This is a genomic window from Microbacterium sp. A94, from assembly GCF_051842855.1.
Taxonomy (GTDB): Bacteria; Actinomycetota; Actinomycetes; order Actinomycetales; family Microbacteriaceae; genus Microbacterium.
The window spans coordinates 1,137,942-1,153,479 of the sequence record NZ_JBPXMU010000001.1; the positions used below are offsets into that span (position 1 = coordinate 1,137,942).

Below are 15,538 nucleotides of genomic sequence, written 5' to 3' on the forward strand. Positions count from 1 at the left end.
GGTCGAGCACTCCCCCACCCTACGACGTCTGCGCTGCTCACGCGCAGATAAGCTGGTCAGACGCGCCCCCATATCCCAATGGCAGAGGAAGGCGACTTAAAATCGCTACAGTCTGGGTTCGAGTCCCAGTGGGGGCACCGGTGGCCGCACAGCTCGAGAACGCAGAAACCGCCCTTCCGATTGCTCGGGAAGGACGGTTTCTGCGTTCTCGATGCTACTTCGCGGGCTGTTCCGTCTTCGCAGGAGCCTTCTTGGCCGCGGGCTTCTTCGCAGGAGCCTTCTTCACGGCCGGCTTCGCAGCGGCAGCTGCGGCGGTTTCGGTCGGCTTCGCCGGCTGAGCGGGCTTTGCTGCGTCAGCAAACTTCGCTGCGTCTGCGGGCTTCGCGGTGGCCGCAGGCGCGGCATCCGCTGCCGGACGCGGACGCGATGCGAACTCTTCGAAGAACGCACGCGGCTGCTGAACCTTCTCGAGGTTCACGATGTCGCGGTCGAGCCACAGGTTGTTCCACCAGCCCCACAGCACGCGCCACTTGCGCTCCCACGACGGCATTGCGAGACCGTGGTAGCCACGGTGCGCAACCCACGCGAGGAAGCCCTTAAGAGCGAACTTGCCGGACTGGAAGACACCGGTGCCGAGGCCGAGGCCAGCAACAGCGCCGAGGTTCTTGTGCACGTAGTTCACCGGCTCCTCGCCGCGAAGCACAGCGATGAGGTTCTTGGCGAGACGCTTGGCCTGGCGCACAGCGTGCTGTGCGTTGGGAACGCAGAAGCCGCCGACGCCTCCACCGGTCAGGTCGGGAACAGCCGACACGTCACCAGCGGTCCATGCGCCTTCGACGACCGCGCCATCAGCGTCAACGACGCGCAGCGTCGCCTCAGCCCGGATGCGTCCGCGTTCTTCGGTCGGCAGATCGCCGGCACGCACCACCTGCGGGTTGGCCATAACTCCGGCCGTCCACACGATGATGTCGCTGGGGATGACCTCGCCGGTGGAGAGTTCGACGTTGCCGCCGACCGCACCGGTCACCTGCGTGTCGAGGTGGACGTTCGCGCCGCGCTTAGCGAGGTCCTTGAGGACCCACTCGCTGGTCGGGAGCGAAACCTCGGGCATGATGCGCCCCATCGCCTCGACGAGGTGGAAGTGCGTCTCGTCGAAGGTGAGCTGCGGGTAGCGCTTGAGCAGGGCGGATGCGAACGAGCGCAGCTCCGCGAAGGTCTCAATGCCCGCGAAGCCACCGCCGACGACGACGACCGTCAGCAGTCGCTCACGCTCGGGGCCGGCCGGCATCGAAGCAGCCTTGTCGAAGTTCGACAGCAGCTTGTCGCGAACCCAGACTGCCTCTTCGATCGACTTCATGCCGATCGCGTTGTCAGCGATGCCGGGGATCGGGAAGGTGCGAGAGACAGAGCCCGCGGTGACGACGATCTGGTCGTACGCGAACTCGTATGCGTCGCCCTCTGTCGGGGTGATCGTGGCAACCTTGTTCGCGTGGTCGATCTTGGTGACCTTCGCGGCGATCACATTCGTGCGCTTGAGGTGACGGCGTGTGGCGACCACCGCGTGGCGCGGTTCGATCGATCCTGCAGCCACCTCCGGCAGGAACGGCAGGTATGTCATGTACGGAAGCGGGTCGACAACCGTCACTTCGGCTTCACGCTTGCGGAGCTGCTTTTCGAGCTTCCATGCAGTATAGAAACCCGCGTAGCCGCCACCGACGATCAGAATCTTGGGCACAGTGCTGTTCTCGGGCACAGTTGGGAAACTCCTAATCAGGGTGCTGGCGTGCGAGATTTGCGCGCCGATCGGATGAGCCGGGCAGCTGCGGTGACGCCTAGCCCGACAAGAATACCAGGGACTGTGAGTGCGATCAGCGGAAGGGTACCGTAGCGCAGCGATTCAGCGCTGGGAAGCAGCGGCGAACCCGGAGTCGTCGGTGCCTCCGCGGCAGGCAGCGGCTCAACCTCGATGGGCGTGACTTCCGGCTGTGGCAAAGGATCCGCCTCCGCGCGACGGTACAGCCGAATCCACTCGGCAAGATCCCCCATCGGGTTTTCATCGACCAGCGGAACCGATTCCGACACGGCGGCTGCCGCGTCCAAGAGTCCGTATCCGTAGAGCGGGTCAGGAAGTTCTTCGATCTCATCGACCTTGATCGCCGTCTTGATGATGCGGTTGATCACGTTCGCGGCATCCAATTCGGGGTGCGCAGCACGAACGAGTGCGGCAGCCCCTGCCACGATCGGAGCTGCCCCACTCGTGCCGCGCCACGGTGTCAGCGTGCCGTCCGCGAGGATGCCGATCAGCCCCTCGCTCGGCGCTGAGATGCCGATCGTGATGCCCTGGGTTGATGCCTCAACACTCGCGGTACCGGTCTGATCGACGCCGCCGACGGTGAGCACGCCCGGGATCGTCGCGGGCGCACCGACGACTCCGGTGCCGCTGGCACGGTTGCCGGCGGCAACGACCACGACGACGTCGTGCTCGTAGGCATAGAGGAAAGCCTCATCCCAGCTTTCGTCCCAGTCAAGCGTGTTCGTGGTGAGCGACATGTTGATGATGTCTGCGCCGTGATCAACAGCCCAGCGGATGCCGGTGGCAATCTGCTCGCTGAACGGCACGGCCGCCGCGGCGCCGAAACCGACCGAGATCGACAGCAGATTCGCCTCCGGGGCAACGCCGATCATGCCTGTGCCGTCAGCTTTTCCGCGGCCGGCCGCGACAGATGCGACCAGTGTGCCGTGATTGCTGTCGATCGCTCCGACGGGGGTGCGGCCGTCTGGTGTGCCGCTTCCGGAAACGTCGATGCCATCGATGACCGCGTCACCGAAGACGCCGGGCACCTTGCCGATCCCGGTATCGATGATGGCGATCGTGACGCCTTTACCGCGTGTGGTGTGCCACGCTTCGCGAATTCCAGCGCCGTCGAGCCAGTACTCGGTCGCACGCACCGGATCGGTGGGATCATCCGGGATCGGCGGCGGCGTCGAGGTGGGACTCGGACTTGGGCTCGGCGCGGGTGTCGAAGTCGGCGTAGCCGCAGCCCCGATGAGCAGAACAGATGCCGCCACCGCTGCGAAGGCAACGGTGTTTCGCAGCATCGTCGGCAGCTTCATCCGCCTGCGACTCCCGGTTCCTCGCACTGGCAGCGCTCAGGCGACCAGCTCGAGCGCGCGAGCGCCGCGTCACCGATCGGGTTCACGCCGGAACCGGCGGCGAGAGCGTGACCGGCCAGCGCATGCAGGCACTTCACCCGCGTGGGCATCCCGCCGGCCGAGATGCCATCGATCTCGGGCACCGCGCCGAACTGGGCGCGATCTGCCTGATAAGCCTCGTGAGCGGCCTGGTATGCGGCGGCGACATCCTCGTCGTCGAGAAGCGCAGCGAGCTCGGGCATCACGAGGGTGGCTTCAAGCGTCGACATCGCGGCGGTGGCCGCGGGATGCGTCAGGTAGTAGAACGTCGGAAACGGCGAGCCGTCCGGCAGGCGCGGGCTGGTGGCGACCACGGTGGGGTTGCCGCAGATGCAACGCGCGGCGATGCCGATGACACCGCGAGCCGGCCGACCGAGCTGGGTCGAGACCACGTGGATTTCGGCAGGGGTGGGCGGGGTGAAAGGCGGTGTCGTCACCATCCCAGCCTACGGGAGCAGATGCTGTGCAAACCCCTATTGAGCTGCACTCGCCGTGGCGGCGAGGCCTGCTCCGGCGATCGTGCGCAGGAGCTGCGGCATCCAGTCGGTTGGTGTCTCTTCGAGCTCATCGCTGACCGGAGTCTGCTCGGCGGGAAGCGACGCAGGATCCAGGTCGTTATCGACGAGATAGACGACCTCGCCCGGTTTGACGTAGTAGAGCCGCTCGCGCGCCTGGGTTGTGATGTACGCCGGGTCGTCCCAGCGTTCGCGCTCTTGCTCGAGCGCTTTGATCTCATCGTCGCTGACCTGAACGGCTACTTCGAGCGCCGCGATCTTCTGCCGCTGGTCGATGTAGGTGCCCAGGGTCGGCACGAGCACCCACGCCCCCAGGACCACGAGCGAGAGCATGATCACCATGAACCCGGACAGTCGGATGCCAGATGCCCACTCCCGCACATCGACCTGGGCCGATGTCGTCCGCGCCCGCGCCGTCCGGGGACGAGAAGGGGGAGCCTGACGCTGTGCCATGGCTCCCCCTCTCGTCTTACTGCTTCAGCTGTTGTGCTCTCAGCGTTCAGCCCTGGAAACGGGGGAACGCCGAGCGGCCAGCGAATACCGCGGCCTCAGCGAGGTCTTCCTCGATGCGCAGAAGCTGATTGTACTTCGCCACGCGCTCGCTGCGCGCCGGCGCACCGGTCTTGATCTGACCGGCGTTGGTAGCGACGGCGAGGTCTGCGATCGTGGTGTCTTCGGTCTCACCAGAGCGGTGCGAGAGCATCGCGGTGTATCCGGAGCGCTGTGCGAGGCTGACCGCGTCGAACGTCTCGGTCAGGGTGCCGATCTGGTTGACCTTGACCAGCAGCGAGTTGGCGACGCCGCGCTTGATGCCATCAGCCAGACGTGCCGGGTTCGTGACGAACAGGTCGTCTCCGACCAGCTGAACCTTCGAGCCGAGCGCGTCGGTGAGAAGCTTCCAGTTGTCCCAGTCGTCCTCAGCGAGGGCATCCTCGATCGTGACGATCGGGAAGTCATTGACCAGACCCACGTAGTACTCGATGAGCTCAGGGCCCGACCAGTCCTTGTTGTCGAGGCGGTAGACACCATCGTTGAAGAACTCGGTGGCGGCGACGTCGAGGCCGAGGGCGATGTCCTTGCCCGGGGTGAATCCGGCCTTCTCAATCGCCTTGATGAGGAACTCCAGGCCCTCGCGGTTGCTGGGCAGGTCGGGGGCGAAGCCGCCCTCGTCGCCGAGGCCCGTGGCGTAGCCGGCAGCCTTGAGCTCGCTGCGCAGGACGTGGTAGGTCTCAACACCCCAACGCAGCGACTCGGAGTAGGTCTCTGCACCGATGGGTGCGAGGAAGAACTCCTGCATGTCGATGCCGTTGTCGGCGTGCTCGCCACCGTTGATGACGTTGAACAGCGGCACGGGCAGAACGTGCGCGTTCGGGCCACCGAGGTAGCGGTAGAGCGGCAGGTCGGCACTGTCTGCGGCAGCCTTGGCAACCGCGAGGCTGACGCCGAGGATCGCGTTGGCGCCGGTGCGCTTCTTGTTCTCGGTACCGTCGGTCTCGTTCAGGATCTCGTCGACGATGCGCTGCTCGCTCGCCTCGATGCCCTCAACGGCCGGGCCGAGCTCGTCGATGATGGCGTCGACGGCCTTGAGGACGCCCTTACCGCCATAACGGCTCTTGTCGCCGTCCCGGAGCTCGTACGCCTCGAATGCGCCGGTGGATGCGCCAGAGGGGACGGCCGCGCGCTGGACGATGCCATCGTCGAGGAGCACCTCCACCTCGACGGTCGGGTTGCCGCGGGAATCCAGAATCTCGCGTGCGCCTACAGCCTCGATGAGTGCCACGTATGTGCTCCTTGCTCAGAGAAAAGGTTGTTGTGGAGCGTCGTCGATCCGTGGCCAGTCTAGTGCGAGGCATCCGACATTCACATGTCGTCTTGCTCTTCCAGCGCAAGCTGCGCAGAGCGCACATCCGTGATGATGACATCCGCCAGCCCGGAGCGCAGCACCGCGCTGACCGCACGCTCCTTGCCCTCCCCACCGCCGATCGCGACACGCAGGTCGACCTTGTGCAGCTGTTCTTCGCTGATTCCGACGAATCGATCCTCGAGTCCGGGCACCGTTCGCCCGTGTGCGTCAAGCAGCGACGTGCCATATTCGGCGATGACACCCTGCTCGGCGTATGCGTCGAGTTCGCCTGTCTCGGTGAGGTGCTGTGCAAGCAACGAAGCGCTCGGCCAGCCGCCGATCGTGAGGAACGCTTTCGTGACGTGATCGAAACGGCTGAGGGTGTGCTGGATCGCGGGATGCTTGAGGATTACCCGCGCCTCCGGCTCGATCAGGATCGGCGCATACAGCGGATAGGTGGCACCGCCAGCGGCGCGGCCCATGTTGGAGATGACCTCTACGCCGTCCTCGAGCCGCGGCCAGCCGACACCGGTGAGTTGGACCACGTCCGCGCTCGGCAGTGTGGAGATGCCCCGCGAAGCCAATACCAGCGTGCGGCCGGGAGTGAAACCGACGACGTCGTCCTCTTCGATCGTCTCGACGATCACCCGAGCTGTGACGGCGGCGATCGCCTCTCGCACGGTCAGTTCATTCGTCGAGTACGTCGCGACGACGAGCGCTGATCGCAGTCCGAAGCGCTGAGCCAGCCGGGCCGACAGTTCGACATCGATCGGTTCGGCGACCGTTGCGCGCACCTCGATGAGCCCGAGTTCGCGCGCCCTGCGCACCATCCGGGCGGTTGCGAATCGTGATCGACCGATCTCATCGGCGATGTCGTTCACGGTCCGCCCGTGCGCAAGGTTCTGAAGCGCGACATAGACGTGGAGTACTTGCTGATCCAAGGGAAGCACTTTGCTCATAAGAGCACTATAGAGCTACTTATGAGCAGATCAGTGCGCCGGGATGCCGTTCGGGTACACGACGGCCTTCATGGAGTCCGGCACATCCACTGCCAGAGTCAGGGCGGATTCGGCATCCGCAAGCTCGAAGCGGTGAGTGACGAGCGGCTCGACGTCGACGCGCCCGCTGGAGACCAGCGCGATGGCCGTCGGCCAGGTATGCGCGTAACGGTTCACGAGCGAGACCGAGATCTCCTTGACGTTCAGACGCGAAAGCGGCAGCGTCACGTCCTCTTTCGGCAGTCCGACCATCGCGGCACGCCCGCCGTTGCGCAGGCGCCAAAGCCCCTGGGCGAGGGCGCCCGGTGCGCCCGAGCATTCCAGCAGCACGTCCGCGTCCTCATGTCCGGGCCCCTCCGGGATCTCGCCGACCTTCTCGGTGCGGAAGCCAAGTTTCGCAGCGAGCGCGAGACGGAAGTCCGAGATGTCCGAGATGACGACATCGGCGGCGCCCTCGGCTCGAGCGACCTGAGCGGCGAGGATCCCGACCGGTCCTGCACCAGTCACCCGCACCCGGTCGCCGGGCAGAAGGCCGGCGCGACGACAGGCCCACAAGCCGACCGAGAGCGGTTCGCACAGCGCTGCCGCCTCGAAAGACATCGAATCCGGAATCACGAACAGGTTGCGCGAGTCGATCGCGAGGCTCTGCACGAGCGCGCCATCGTATGGCGGCGTCGCGAGGAAGACGAAGTCCGGACACAGGTGGTAGCGGCCGACGAGGCACTCCTCGCAGTTGCGACATGGCGTACCCGGTTCAATGGCGACGCGATCGCCGACGGCGACATTCGTGACTTCGCTGCCGGTGGCGACGACCGTTCCGGCTGCTTCATGGCCCAGAATGATCGGGCCTTCCACCTTCCAATCACCGATGTACCCGACTCGGTAATACGCCGTGTCGGATCCGCAGATGCCCACCGCCTCGATGCGAACGATCGCTTCACCGGCTGAGGGTTCCGGAACCGGAACCTCCTGAACTCGGATCGTTCCCAGAGCGGGCATGACTGCTGCGAGATTCGCCATCGTTGGTTTCCTTCCGTGCGGCGCCAAGACGCCTGACCATGATCAGAAGTCACGCTAATGGGATGCCGCACATCGAAATCATCCGCGCTCATAGGAGCGCCGCTGTCACACTAAAGAGCGAATGCTCGTACGCCGGCACGGGGCGATGTACCGCGCCTCACACGATGACGGCGACCGCGATGCCGTCCCATCCCTTGATTCCGACGGTCTGCAGGGCTGTTGCGTCGAAGCGGGGGTCCTCCCCCAGCATCCGCAGCCCGTCACGGGTTCCGATCACGCGCGGATCAGTGGTTTCGTCGTTGACGATTTCGCCATCGCGACCGATGTTGTCGAGGATGACCACCGTGCCGGGATGACCGAGCCGTGCTGCCCAGTCGAGGTAGAGCGTGTTCGATTCCTTGTCCGCATCGATGAAGACGAGGTCGAACGGCTCGGAACCTTCCAGCGTCGGCAGCACGTCGGCTGCGCGAGCAATGCGGATGGCGACGCGACCGCCGACGCCAGCTGCGTCGATGCTCGCTCTGGCGATGGCGGCGTTGGCCGGTTCCGCCTCGATCGTTGTGACGTTGCCGCCTTCGCCGACGGCTCGGGCGAGCCAGATGGTCGAGTATCCACCTAGCGTCCCGATCTCCAGCACGCGCCGCGCACCACTGATGCGGGCGATAAGGTTCAGCAGTTTGCCGCTGACCGGGGCGACTTCGATGTCGGGCAGCCCCGCGGCCCGCTGCGCGGCGAGCGCCGCCTCCAACGCGGGGTCATGCCCGACCAGCGCGTCGGACAGGTACTCATCAGTGCGGCGCCAGTTCGCAGCCGTTGGTTCAGCCATGGCTCCACCCAACCCCGCGCGCTCGACGCCGTCAAGGGCTGAGGGATTCAGCCGCGTGGTTGGGACAGCATCCGTCCGATCGATCCGTCCAGTTCGGGCTGGCGGCGAAACTGCCCTGCCAGCACGAGGATGACGATCACGATCGCGCAGGCGATCCATCCGGCAACCCCGAGCGGTCCGGCCAACGCCATGTCGAAGGTGGTTCCGGCGGCGAACAGCAGAGCGATGAGGCCACCGGCGGCATTCATCGCACCGTGCGCGAACACTGCCGGCCACAGCGACGCCGAGCGCAACCGCAGCCAGCCGAGCAGGATGCCCCAGGCGATGCATCCCGCTGTCATCAGCAGCACACCGGTGATATCGATGCGTCCGAAGTTGTAGCCGAGCAGGATCATCGGCGAGTGCCAGACGCCCCAGATCGCACCGCTGATCAGCAGCGCGGGCCAGGTGCCGAGCGGACGGAGCGCCGGCAGCAGGAATCCGCGCCAGCCGATCTCCTCGCCGAATGCGAGGAAGGCGTTGATCGTCGCGGCGGCGAACGGAATGGCCACCAGTTGAGAAAGGATGACGATGATCGCCGGAGGCACCGGAATCCCCGCGGGCGTACTCGCTTCCAACTGCTGGGCAAAGCCCGAGAACGCAACGAGATCCAGTTGCACCCAGCCGCACAGCGCTGCGATGGCGACGGATGCTGCAATCACCACAGTCGGTCCGAACAGGCCGAGCACCATCATCCAGACCACACGCTTAGCCGGCCGCAGCGGCCACATGCCCAGGAACCGCAGCCGCTCCCCCTTCGGCACCGGCCGGAAAACGAGCATGACGATCAATACGGCGAGCGCCGGCGTGAACATCGTCACGGGGATGAGTATGCCGGCAAGCGGGTTGGCCAGTCCGCCTTCCAGCCACAGCGGCAGGGCGAGGAGCCAGGCGAGGCCGAGAGCGAGGATGACGAATGAGATTGTGGCGATCGGGCGGATGCGGGTCATGTCAGATTCCTGTCGTCAGGCGCTGTGCGCGCGGAGAGTTTCCAATACGGCGGCAGCATCGGATGCCCCGTCGACAGTGACGACGAACACGCGTCCGTTGGCCTCCGTCACTTGCAGGGCGTCGCCTGTGCGTAGCACGACGCCACGCCGCCCGTCGAGCCCGATGCGCCATCCCCAGCCGCCGAACTCGGCGAACGGGTTGACTTGCACCCACTCGATCTTCTCGATGCGTTCGAGGGGGATTCGCGTGTTCGGCCAACCGAGCAGCGAGCGAACGCGGAGACCCTCAGCGTTCACCCGCACACGGAAGACGACCATGCTTCCGATCGTTACCGCCAGCAAGAAGGTCACGAAACCGAGAATCCACCAGCTGTCATCGCCACGCGCGATCCAGAACACCGTCATCAATGCCAGCAGCGCCAATGCCGAAACGAGAACGACCACGCCGCTTCGGGCCATGGTCGCGGTGCCGAACCAGACCGCGCGCTCGGTGGTCGCAAGTGGGATGCTTCCGGCGGGCGCCGCTTGAGCGGCCTCGTACACCGGGCTCTTCGGCTGCAGGAACCAACCCAGCGCTGTGAAGCCGACGAGCAGCCCGAAGCCGACGAATGTCCAGATCCCGATATCTGGAGTGTCTGCGGCATCCGCCAGACCGCGCTGCAGCGCTGCGCCCACTACCGCGAGGAACGCGATCATTGTGCCGAGTCCGAGATTGACTGCGCCCATGAAGCGCGCGGTCGTCGACCACTGCGCGACCGGCTGCTTGGTGCTGCTCTGCGGCAGACGTTGCGCGAATGCCACAATCACAGCATCGAAGATGACCACACCACCGCCAATGCCGAGAATCATCGCGATGTAACCCCATTGTGAGGCGACGCCGTCGACGCCGTCCGAGCCCCAGTGGATCGCCATGGGGTCCGGCAGTTCCGGCATCCACGCGATGATCACCGCGGCGGCCAGCGCAAGGAGCCCCAGCGGCACGATGACACCCACCCACAGAAAAGCAGTGCGGGCGCGACGGATTTCGTCAGTCATACGGGAGTCTCCTTGATGAGAGCGGCAAGAGTAGTCGGCGATATCCCCAGCCCTGCGGCTCGGGATACAAGAGCGGTGATGTCCTGTGACAGTTCGGCGAGCGGACCGGCCGACGCCGCGACGACGGCGCCTCTCCCCCGGCGAAGATCAACCAGCCCCTCATCGCGCAGCTGTTGGTAGGCACGCAACACGGTGTGCAGGTTGATCTCGAGCGCCTCGGCGAGCTCGCGGGCGGATGGGAGCCGGTGACCGGGAGCAAGGCGCCCCGCCACGATATCCATGCGCACCGAGGCGGCAACCTGCTCGAACAACGGTTGGGAGCTATCGACGTCGATCTTGATCAACATCGTTCCCCCTTCCGTCTGAACTTATAGTAATTCTAGTTCAACTAGAACAACTGTCACAACTCTCCACCTACTTTGTCGCGACGTACACTCTCGGCCACACTGGCGGAATGAAGATCACTCCCCGACGTCTCGCGATCGGCATGAGCCTGTGGGCTCCGAACTTCTTCAGCGGCATCCGCATCCGCCGCTTCAGCGAAGACTGGACGCACGCGACCGTTGAGCTGCACATCAACGTGATCACCCGCAACTACGTAAAGACCGCGTTCGGTGGGTCGATGTCGGCGATGACCGACCCTTACTTCTTCATGCTCGTCATGCACCAGCTCGGTCGTGACTACGTCGTGTGGGACACCCGCGGAGAGATCGAGTTCCTCAAGCCGGGGCGCGGAGTGCTGACCGCGCACTTCCACGTGCCGAAAGAGAAGGCGGATGAACTCCGCGAGCGAGCGGCTGGCGGCACCAAAGTGCTGGAGTGGTTCGAAACCGAGATCACCGACCGCGACGGCGATGTCGTCGCGCGGGTGCGCCGCGAGGTCTATATCCGAGAGAAAAAGCGCGTCACCGCGGCTCGCCAAGACTGAGCACCATCCGTTAACTCGTGCGTGCCACGATTACCGAATGGAACTCGCCCGTCGCCTGACGCTAACGGATGCTGTCGCCATCGGCCTCGGCTCGATGATCGGTGCCGGCGTCTTCTCGGTGTGGGGTCCGGCGATCGAGGTCGCAGGCTCCGGGCTGCTGATCGCACTCGCCATCGCCGCGGTCGTCGCATTCTGCAACGCGGCGTCGTCCGCTCAGCTCGCCGCAGTGCACCCGGTTGCCGGCGGCACCTACGCGTACGCACGCGCGGAGATCGGGCCCTGGTGGGGCTTCATCGCGGGCTGGTGCTTCGTGATCGGGAAGGTCGCGAGTTGCGCTGCGATGGCGATGACGTTCGCCGCATACGCCGCTCCGGCAGGCTGGGAACTCCCGGTCGCGATCGTCGCCGTCGCGGCTCTCGCCGCCGTGAACTGCTTTGGCGTCACCCGTACGGCGCTTCTCACCCGCATCCTGGTCGTCGTCTCATTGCTGGGTCTCGCCATCGTGGCGGCAGCGGGCTTCACCGCTTCGACCTCGGCCGAACCGGCACCGCTGCCCGATGTCACTATCTACGGCGTATTGCAGGGAGCGGGCCTGCTGTTCTTCGCCTTCGCCGGATACGCGCGCATCGCCACCATGGGCGAAGAGGTGACCGATCCCGCACGAAACATTCCGCGAGCGATCGCGATCGCTCTCACCGGGGCTTTGATCGTCTACGTGCTCATCGCGGTCGTCGTGACGCTGACGCTCGGAGCGGATGCTGCGACGAGCACCGCACCCCTGGCAGCTGTCGTCGATGCGGCCGGATGGTCGGATCTGGCACCTGCCGTGCGGGTGGCTGCGGCCGCGGCATCCCTCGGCGCACTGTTGGCGTTGCTCACCGGAATCGGCAGAACGTCACTGGCGATGGCCCGGGAGTCAGATCTGCCCCGCTTCCTCGCCGTCGTACACCCGCGCTGGCAGGTGCCCCAACGTGCGGAGATCGCCATCGCACTGGTCGTCATCGGGATCGTGCTCGTCGCGGATCTGCGAAATGCGATCGGATTCTCGTCGTTCGGGGTGCTGCTTTACTACCTGATCGCGAACGCCTCGGCGTTCCGACAGCCCAGCGCGGCCCGGCGCTACCCGCGGTTCATCCCCGTGATCGGTGCGCTCGGCTGTCTGGTACTGGTCAACACACTGCCGTTGGTGGCATCGCTGATCGGCACGGGTGTGGTGATCATCGGTGTCGTATACCGGATGCTGCGGCTGCGGTTCGCTCGCTGAGCGGGTGAGACTCCAGCGCCATGACGACCGCGGGCAGCAACGCCTCGGCGGTGCGTCGGTAGCCAGCGGCGCTGGGGTGAAAGCGGTCAAGGCTGAACATCTCCTCCGATTGCTCGCGGAACGCCGGCCCAACCGTCTCTCGGAGATCGACCGGCACCGCACCGGTGCGCCATGCGACCCTCGTCTGTTCCAGCGCGAGGCGTCGTGACATCCGCGATAGCAGCGCGCGCAGCGGCTGCGGCACCGGCTGGAGTGTGCCGAGGTCGGGGCAGGTGCCGATCACGACGGCGGTACCGGCAGCCTGAAGTCGAGTGATCGCCTGCTCGAGTTGCTCAGCGGCGACGGCGGGCGGAACCACGTGCGTGACGTCGTTGCCACCGACGACGATCACCGCGACGTCGGCGCGATACTCGCCGGGAAGAGCATCGATCTGGCTGGCGAGCGCCGATGACTCCGACCCAACGACCGCGGCGGTGCGCAGGCGCACCGGCCGTTGCATCCGCTTGGCTGTGGCTTTCGCGATGCGCCCGCCGAGCGTCTCTTTCCGATGTTCAGCACCGAGGCCTGCGGCCAGGGAGTCACCGAGCAGCAGCATCTCCACCGGCTGTCCGCTCAACGAACGCGTCCATACTCGATCGGCGTTCAGCGCGTCCTCGCCGAGCGGTTTGCCGATGCGCTCGCGCGCAATCGCTGCTTGATGGGTGAGCAGTGCGCGTCCGCCGAACGCGAGTGCTGCGAAGGCCGCTCCCACGACGAGGGCAACGCGGACCCGAGTCATGGCCCCATTCGAGCGTTCCACCGTGAACACGGCCTGAACGTCGGTACACCTGTCGGTGGATTTTCGCGGACAGGACTCAGCTCAGCGGCTTGATCTCCAAAGATCCCACCGCCGCGCCGGCGGCGACAGTGGCGAAGGAGGTGTAGCCATCGGCTGCCGAACGCTCCAGAAGCGCCTTGAAGTTCTTCGCACGACGCTCCAAGCGCACCCGCGCGCCGTCCTGCACGAGCGCGGCCTTGTGCGCGATGAGCTCAGCGACCGCAACGTCCGCGTCGTGCACAAGAACGATGGCCTGCGCCGCATCGTCGTCTTCTTCGGAGACCAGGTCGACGAGTCGCTCGAACCCGAGGGAGAACCCGACTGCCGGAACCTGCTGGCCGAGGAAACGACCGATCATGCCGTCGTATCGTCCGCCACCGCCGAGCGAATAGTCGACGGACGGATGCGCGAGTTCGAAGATCGTGCCGGTGTAGTAGCCCATACCGCGCACGAGGAAGGGATCGAACGCCAGCGGGATATCGCCCTCGAGCGCCCGGCCCACCGCGACCGCTTCGCCGATGCCGACCAGGTGCGCGACGATCTCGTCTGGTGCGCCCTCCGGCAGTGCCTGACGGATCTGCCGTTCGCCGAATGGATTGAGCTCGTCGGTCTGCGGGCGGTTCAGGAATGCCTCGAAAGCGTCGACAGCGGATGCCGCTGCACCGCGTTCTCGCAGCTCCTTTGCAACCCCCACCGGACCGATCTTGTCGAGCTTGTCGATCGTAATCAGCACGCCCGGGCGCTCTTCGGCGGTGAATCCGAAGGCATCGAGCATCCAATCGAGCACGCGGCGGTCGTTGATCCGCACCGTCGCGCCCTCGAGCCCGAGCGCGTCGACGGCGTCAAGCGAAGCGACCATCAACTCGGCTTCGGCGCGCGAGGAGTCATCCCCCATGATGTCGATGTCACACTGCATGAACTGGCGATAGCGCCCCTTCTGCGGGCGCTCGGCTCGCCAGACCGGACCGATCTGGATCGCACGAAACACGCCGTGCAGCTGTCCGCGGTTGCTCGCGTAGAACCGTGCGAGCGGCACGGTGAGGTCGTAACGCAGCCCGAGGTCGGAAAGCGCGGCGGCATCGTCTGCGCCAGCACGGATCGCCTCAGCATCCATCCCGCGACGAAGAACGTTGTACGCGAGCTTCTCGTTGTCACCGCCGAGGCCTGCGTGCAGACGCGAGTATTCCTCCAGCGCCGGCGTCTCGATCTCGTCGAAGCCATGAGCGCGATAGCGCCCCCGGATGACGGAGAGCACACGCTCACGGCGAGCCTTGTCGGCGGGGAGGATATCGCGCATGCCGCGCGGCGGGTTCACAGTAGCCACGTCTCTATCTTTCCAGGTCTTGAGGTGAGCCAAGTTCTGTGCCGAATACCGGACGGCGACGGTGGCTTGCGGCGTGTTGCAGTACGGCACGCCGCAACGCTGCCGGATCGTCTGGGACTTCGGACGCTTCAGTCCGCCTCGGCGGCGCGGACTTCGTCCTCCAGCACGCGCAGGCGCTCGCGAAGAGCGCGCTCGGCGTCCCAGCCGTTGTCGCGCGCCTGGTTGACCAGGACCAGCAGCGCGTCACCGAGTTCAGCTTCGGATGCCGGGGGCGCCGCCTTCGACGCGCCGGCAGGCCCAGGGACCGGAAGCACAGCAGCCGCGCGGCCAGCGATCTTCTGGGCGAGCGCGAGCGCGGGCATCCCCCTCGGCACGCCGTCCAGCACGCTGAGTCGTGAGCGCTTCTCGGCGGCTTTGGCGGCGTTCCAGTGCACCAAGACTTCTTCCGGCGTGTTCGCGACAGCGTCAGCGAACACATGCGGATGCCGGCGCACCATCTTCTCGGTGAGAGTATCTGCAACGTCGTCGATGTCGAAGGGATCGTCCGGGTCTTGAGCGGCGATCGCCGCGTGGAACAGCACCTGCCAGAGCAGGTCGCCGAGCTCTTCACGCAGGTCCGCACGAGTGCCGTTCTCCACCGCATCGATCACCTCGTGCGATTCTTCGATCAGATACGGCACCAGGTCACGATGTGTGATCTGCTGCGACCACGCGCAGCGCTCTCGAACAGCGCGCATTGTCTCGGCAGCTTCACGCAGCGAGTCCGAGGACTGGGTCATCGTGTACC

The 15,538-nt window shown here is 65.6% G+C and carries 16 protein-coding genes and 1 tRNA gene; 3 read left to right on the forward strand and 14 right to left on the reverse strand.

Going from position 1 to position 15,538, the window contains the following annotated elements; genetic code table 11:
* The first annotated feature begins 64 nt into the window (after nt 1–64).
* A tRNA-Leu gene (locus ACSU1L_RS05660) sits at nt 65–137 on the forward strand.
* A gap of 77 nt (nt 138–214) precedes the next feature.
* Here ACSU1L_RS05660 and ACSU1L_RS05665 read toward each other — a convergent pair.
* The 11 genes from ACSU1L_RS05665 to ACSU1L_RS05715 form a co-directional block, all read right to left on the reverse strand.
* Complete coding sequence (locus tag ACSU1L_RS05665; protein ID WP_439255048.1) at nt 215–1,735, reverse strand: NAD(P)/FAD-dependent oxidoreductase; 1,521 nt, start codon at nt 1,733–1,735, stop codon at nt 215–217.
* 35 nt (nt 1,736–1,770) lie between these two features.
* On the reverse strand, nt 1,771–3,099 hold the full coding sequence (locus tag ACSU1L_RS05670) for a S8 family serine peptidase (protein WP_438253342.1): 1,329 nt from the start codon (nt 3,097–3,099) through the stop codon (nt 1,771–1,773).
* An 11-nt stretch (nt 3,100–3,110) separates the two neighbouring features.
* Nucleotides 3,111–3,629 (reverse strand): DUF501 domain-containing protein, encoded by a 519-nt coding sequence (locus ACSU1L_RS05675; RefSeq protein WP_438253341.1) that lies wholly within the window; start codon nt 3,627–3,629, stop codon nt 3,111–3,113.
* Nucleotides 3,630–3,665: 36 nt separating this feature from the next.
* Nucleotides 3,666–4,160: an FtsB family cell division protein gene (locus tag ACSU1L_RS05680; RefSeq protein ID WP_439254989.1), complete on the reverse strand. Its 495-nt coding sequence runs from the start codon at nt 4,158–4,160 to the stop codon at nt 3,666–3,668.
* Nucleotides 4,161–4,206: 46 nt separating this feature from the next.
* Nucleotides 4,207–5,487 carry a phosphopyruvate hydratase gene (eno, locus tag ACSU1L_RS05685; RefSeq protein ID WP_438253339.1) on the reverse strand — a complete coding sequence of 427 codons (1,281 nt, stop codon included), beginning with the start codon at nt 5,485–5,487 and terminating at the stop codon, nt 4,207–4,209.
* Between the two features lie 80 nt (nt 5,488–5,567).
* On the reverse strand, nt 5,568–6,509 hold the full coding sequence (locus ACSU1L_RS05690) for a sugar-binding transcriptional regulator (RefSeq protein WP_439254990.1): 942 nt from the start codon (nt 6,507–6,509) through the stop codon (nt 5,568–5,570).
* A 30-nt stretch (nt 6,510–6,539) separates the two neighbouring features.
* Nucleotides 6,540–7,568, reverse strand: coding sequence for an NAD(P)-dependent alcohol dehydrogenase (locus tag ACSU1L_RS05695; RefSeq protein ID WP_439254991.1), 1,029 nt, complete (start codon nt 7,566–7,568; stop codon nt 6,540–6,542).
* Between the two features lie 157 nt (nt 7,569–7,725).
* Nucleotides 7,726–8,394, reverse strand: coding sequence for an O-methyltransferase (locus tag ACSU1L_RS05700; RefSeq protein ID WP_438253326.1), 669 nt, complete (start codon nt 8,392–8,394; stop codon nt 7,726–7,728).
* A gap of 47 nt (nt 8,395–8,441) precedes the next feature.
* Nucleotides 8,442–9,383 carry a lysostaphin resistance A-like protein gene (locus ACSU1L_RS05705; RefSeq protein ID WP_439254992.1) on the reverse strand — a complete coding sequence of 314 codons (942 nt, stop codon included), beginning with the start codon at nt 9,381–9,383 and terminating at the stop codon, nt 8,442–8,444.
* A gap of 15 nt (nt 9,384–9,398) precedes the next feature.
* The gene (locus tag ACSU1L_RS05710; protein ID WP_439254993.1) at nt 9,399–10,418 is read right to left on the reverse strand and encodes a DUF1648 domain-containing protein; all 1,020 of its coding nucleotides are present in this window, start codon (nt 10,416–10,418) and stop codon (nt 9,399–9,401) included.
* Nucleotides 10,415–10,765, reverse strand: a complete 351-nt coding sequence (locus ACSU1L_RS05715; protein ID WP_439254994.1) for a GntR family transcriptional regulator — start codon at nt 10,763–10,765, stop codon at nt 10,415–10,417. Before ACSU1L_RS05715 ends, ACSU1L_RS05710 begins: the two co-directional genes overlap by 4 nt.
* A gap of 107 nt (nt 10,766–10,872) precedes the next feature.
* Between ACSU1L_RS05715 and ACSU1L_RS05720 the strand changes: the two genes are divergently transcribed.
* Nucleotides 10,873–11,346, forward strand: coding sequence for a DUF4442 domain-containing protein (locus ACSU1L_RS05720; protein WP_438253322.1), 474 nt, complete (start codon nt 10,873–10,875; stop codon nt 11,344–11,346).
* Nucleotides 11,347–11,383: 37 nt separating this feature from the next.
* Entirely contained in the window at nt 11,384–12,610 is a 1,227-nt protein-coding gene (locus ACSU1L_RS05725; protein ID WP_439254995.1) for an APC family permease, read from the forward strand.
* Here the strand turns inward: ACSU1L_RS05725 and ACSU1L_RS05730 are convergent.
* The 3 genes from ACSU1L_RS05730 to ACSU1L_RS05740 all read right to left on the reverse strand — a co-directional run bounded on the left by ACSU1L_RS05730 (nt 12,564) and on the right by ACSU1L_RS05740 (nt 15,530).
* Complete coding sequence (locus ACSU1L_RS05730) at nt 12,564–13,388, reverse strand: SGNH/GDSL hydrolase family protein (RefSeq protein ID WP_439254996.1); 825 nt, start codon at nt 13,386–13,388, stop codon at nt 12,564–12,566. The two genes, ACSU1L_RS05725 and ACSU1L_RS05730, sit on opposite strands and share 47 nt — an antisense overlap.
* Before the next feature lie 76 nt (nt 13,389–13,464).
* Nucleotides 13,465–14,724 (reverse strand): histidine--tRNA ligase, encoded by a 1,260-nt coding sequence (hisS, locus tag ACSU1L_RS05735; RefSeq protein ID WP_438253693.1) that lies wholly within the window; start codon nt 14,722–14,724, stop codon nt 13,465–13,467.
* 155 nt (nt 14,725–14,879) lie between these two features.
* On the reverse strand, nt 14,880–15,530 hold the full coding sequence (locus ACSU1L_RS05740) for a MazG family protein (protein ID WP_439254997.1): 651 nt from the start codon (nt 15,528–15,530) through the stop codon (nt 14,880–14,882).
* Between the last annotated feature and the right edge of the window lie 8 nt (nt 15,531–15,538).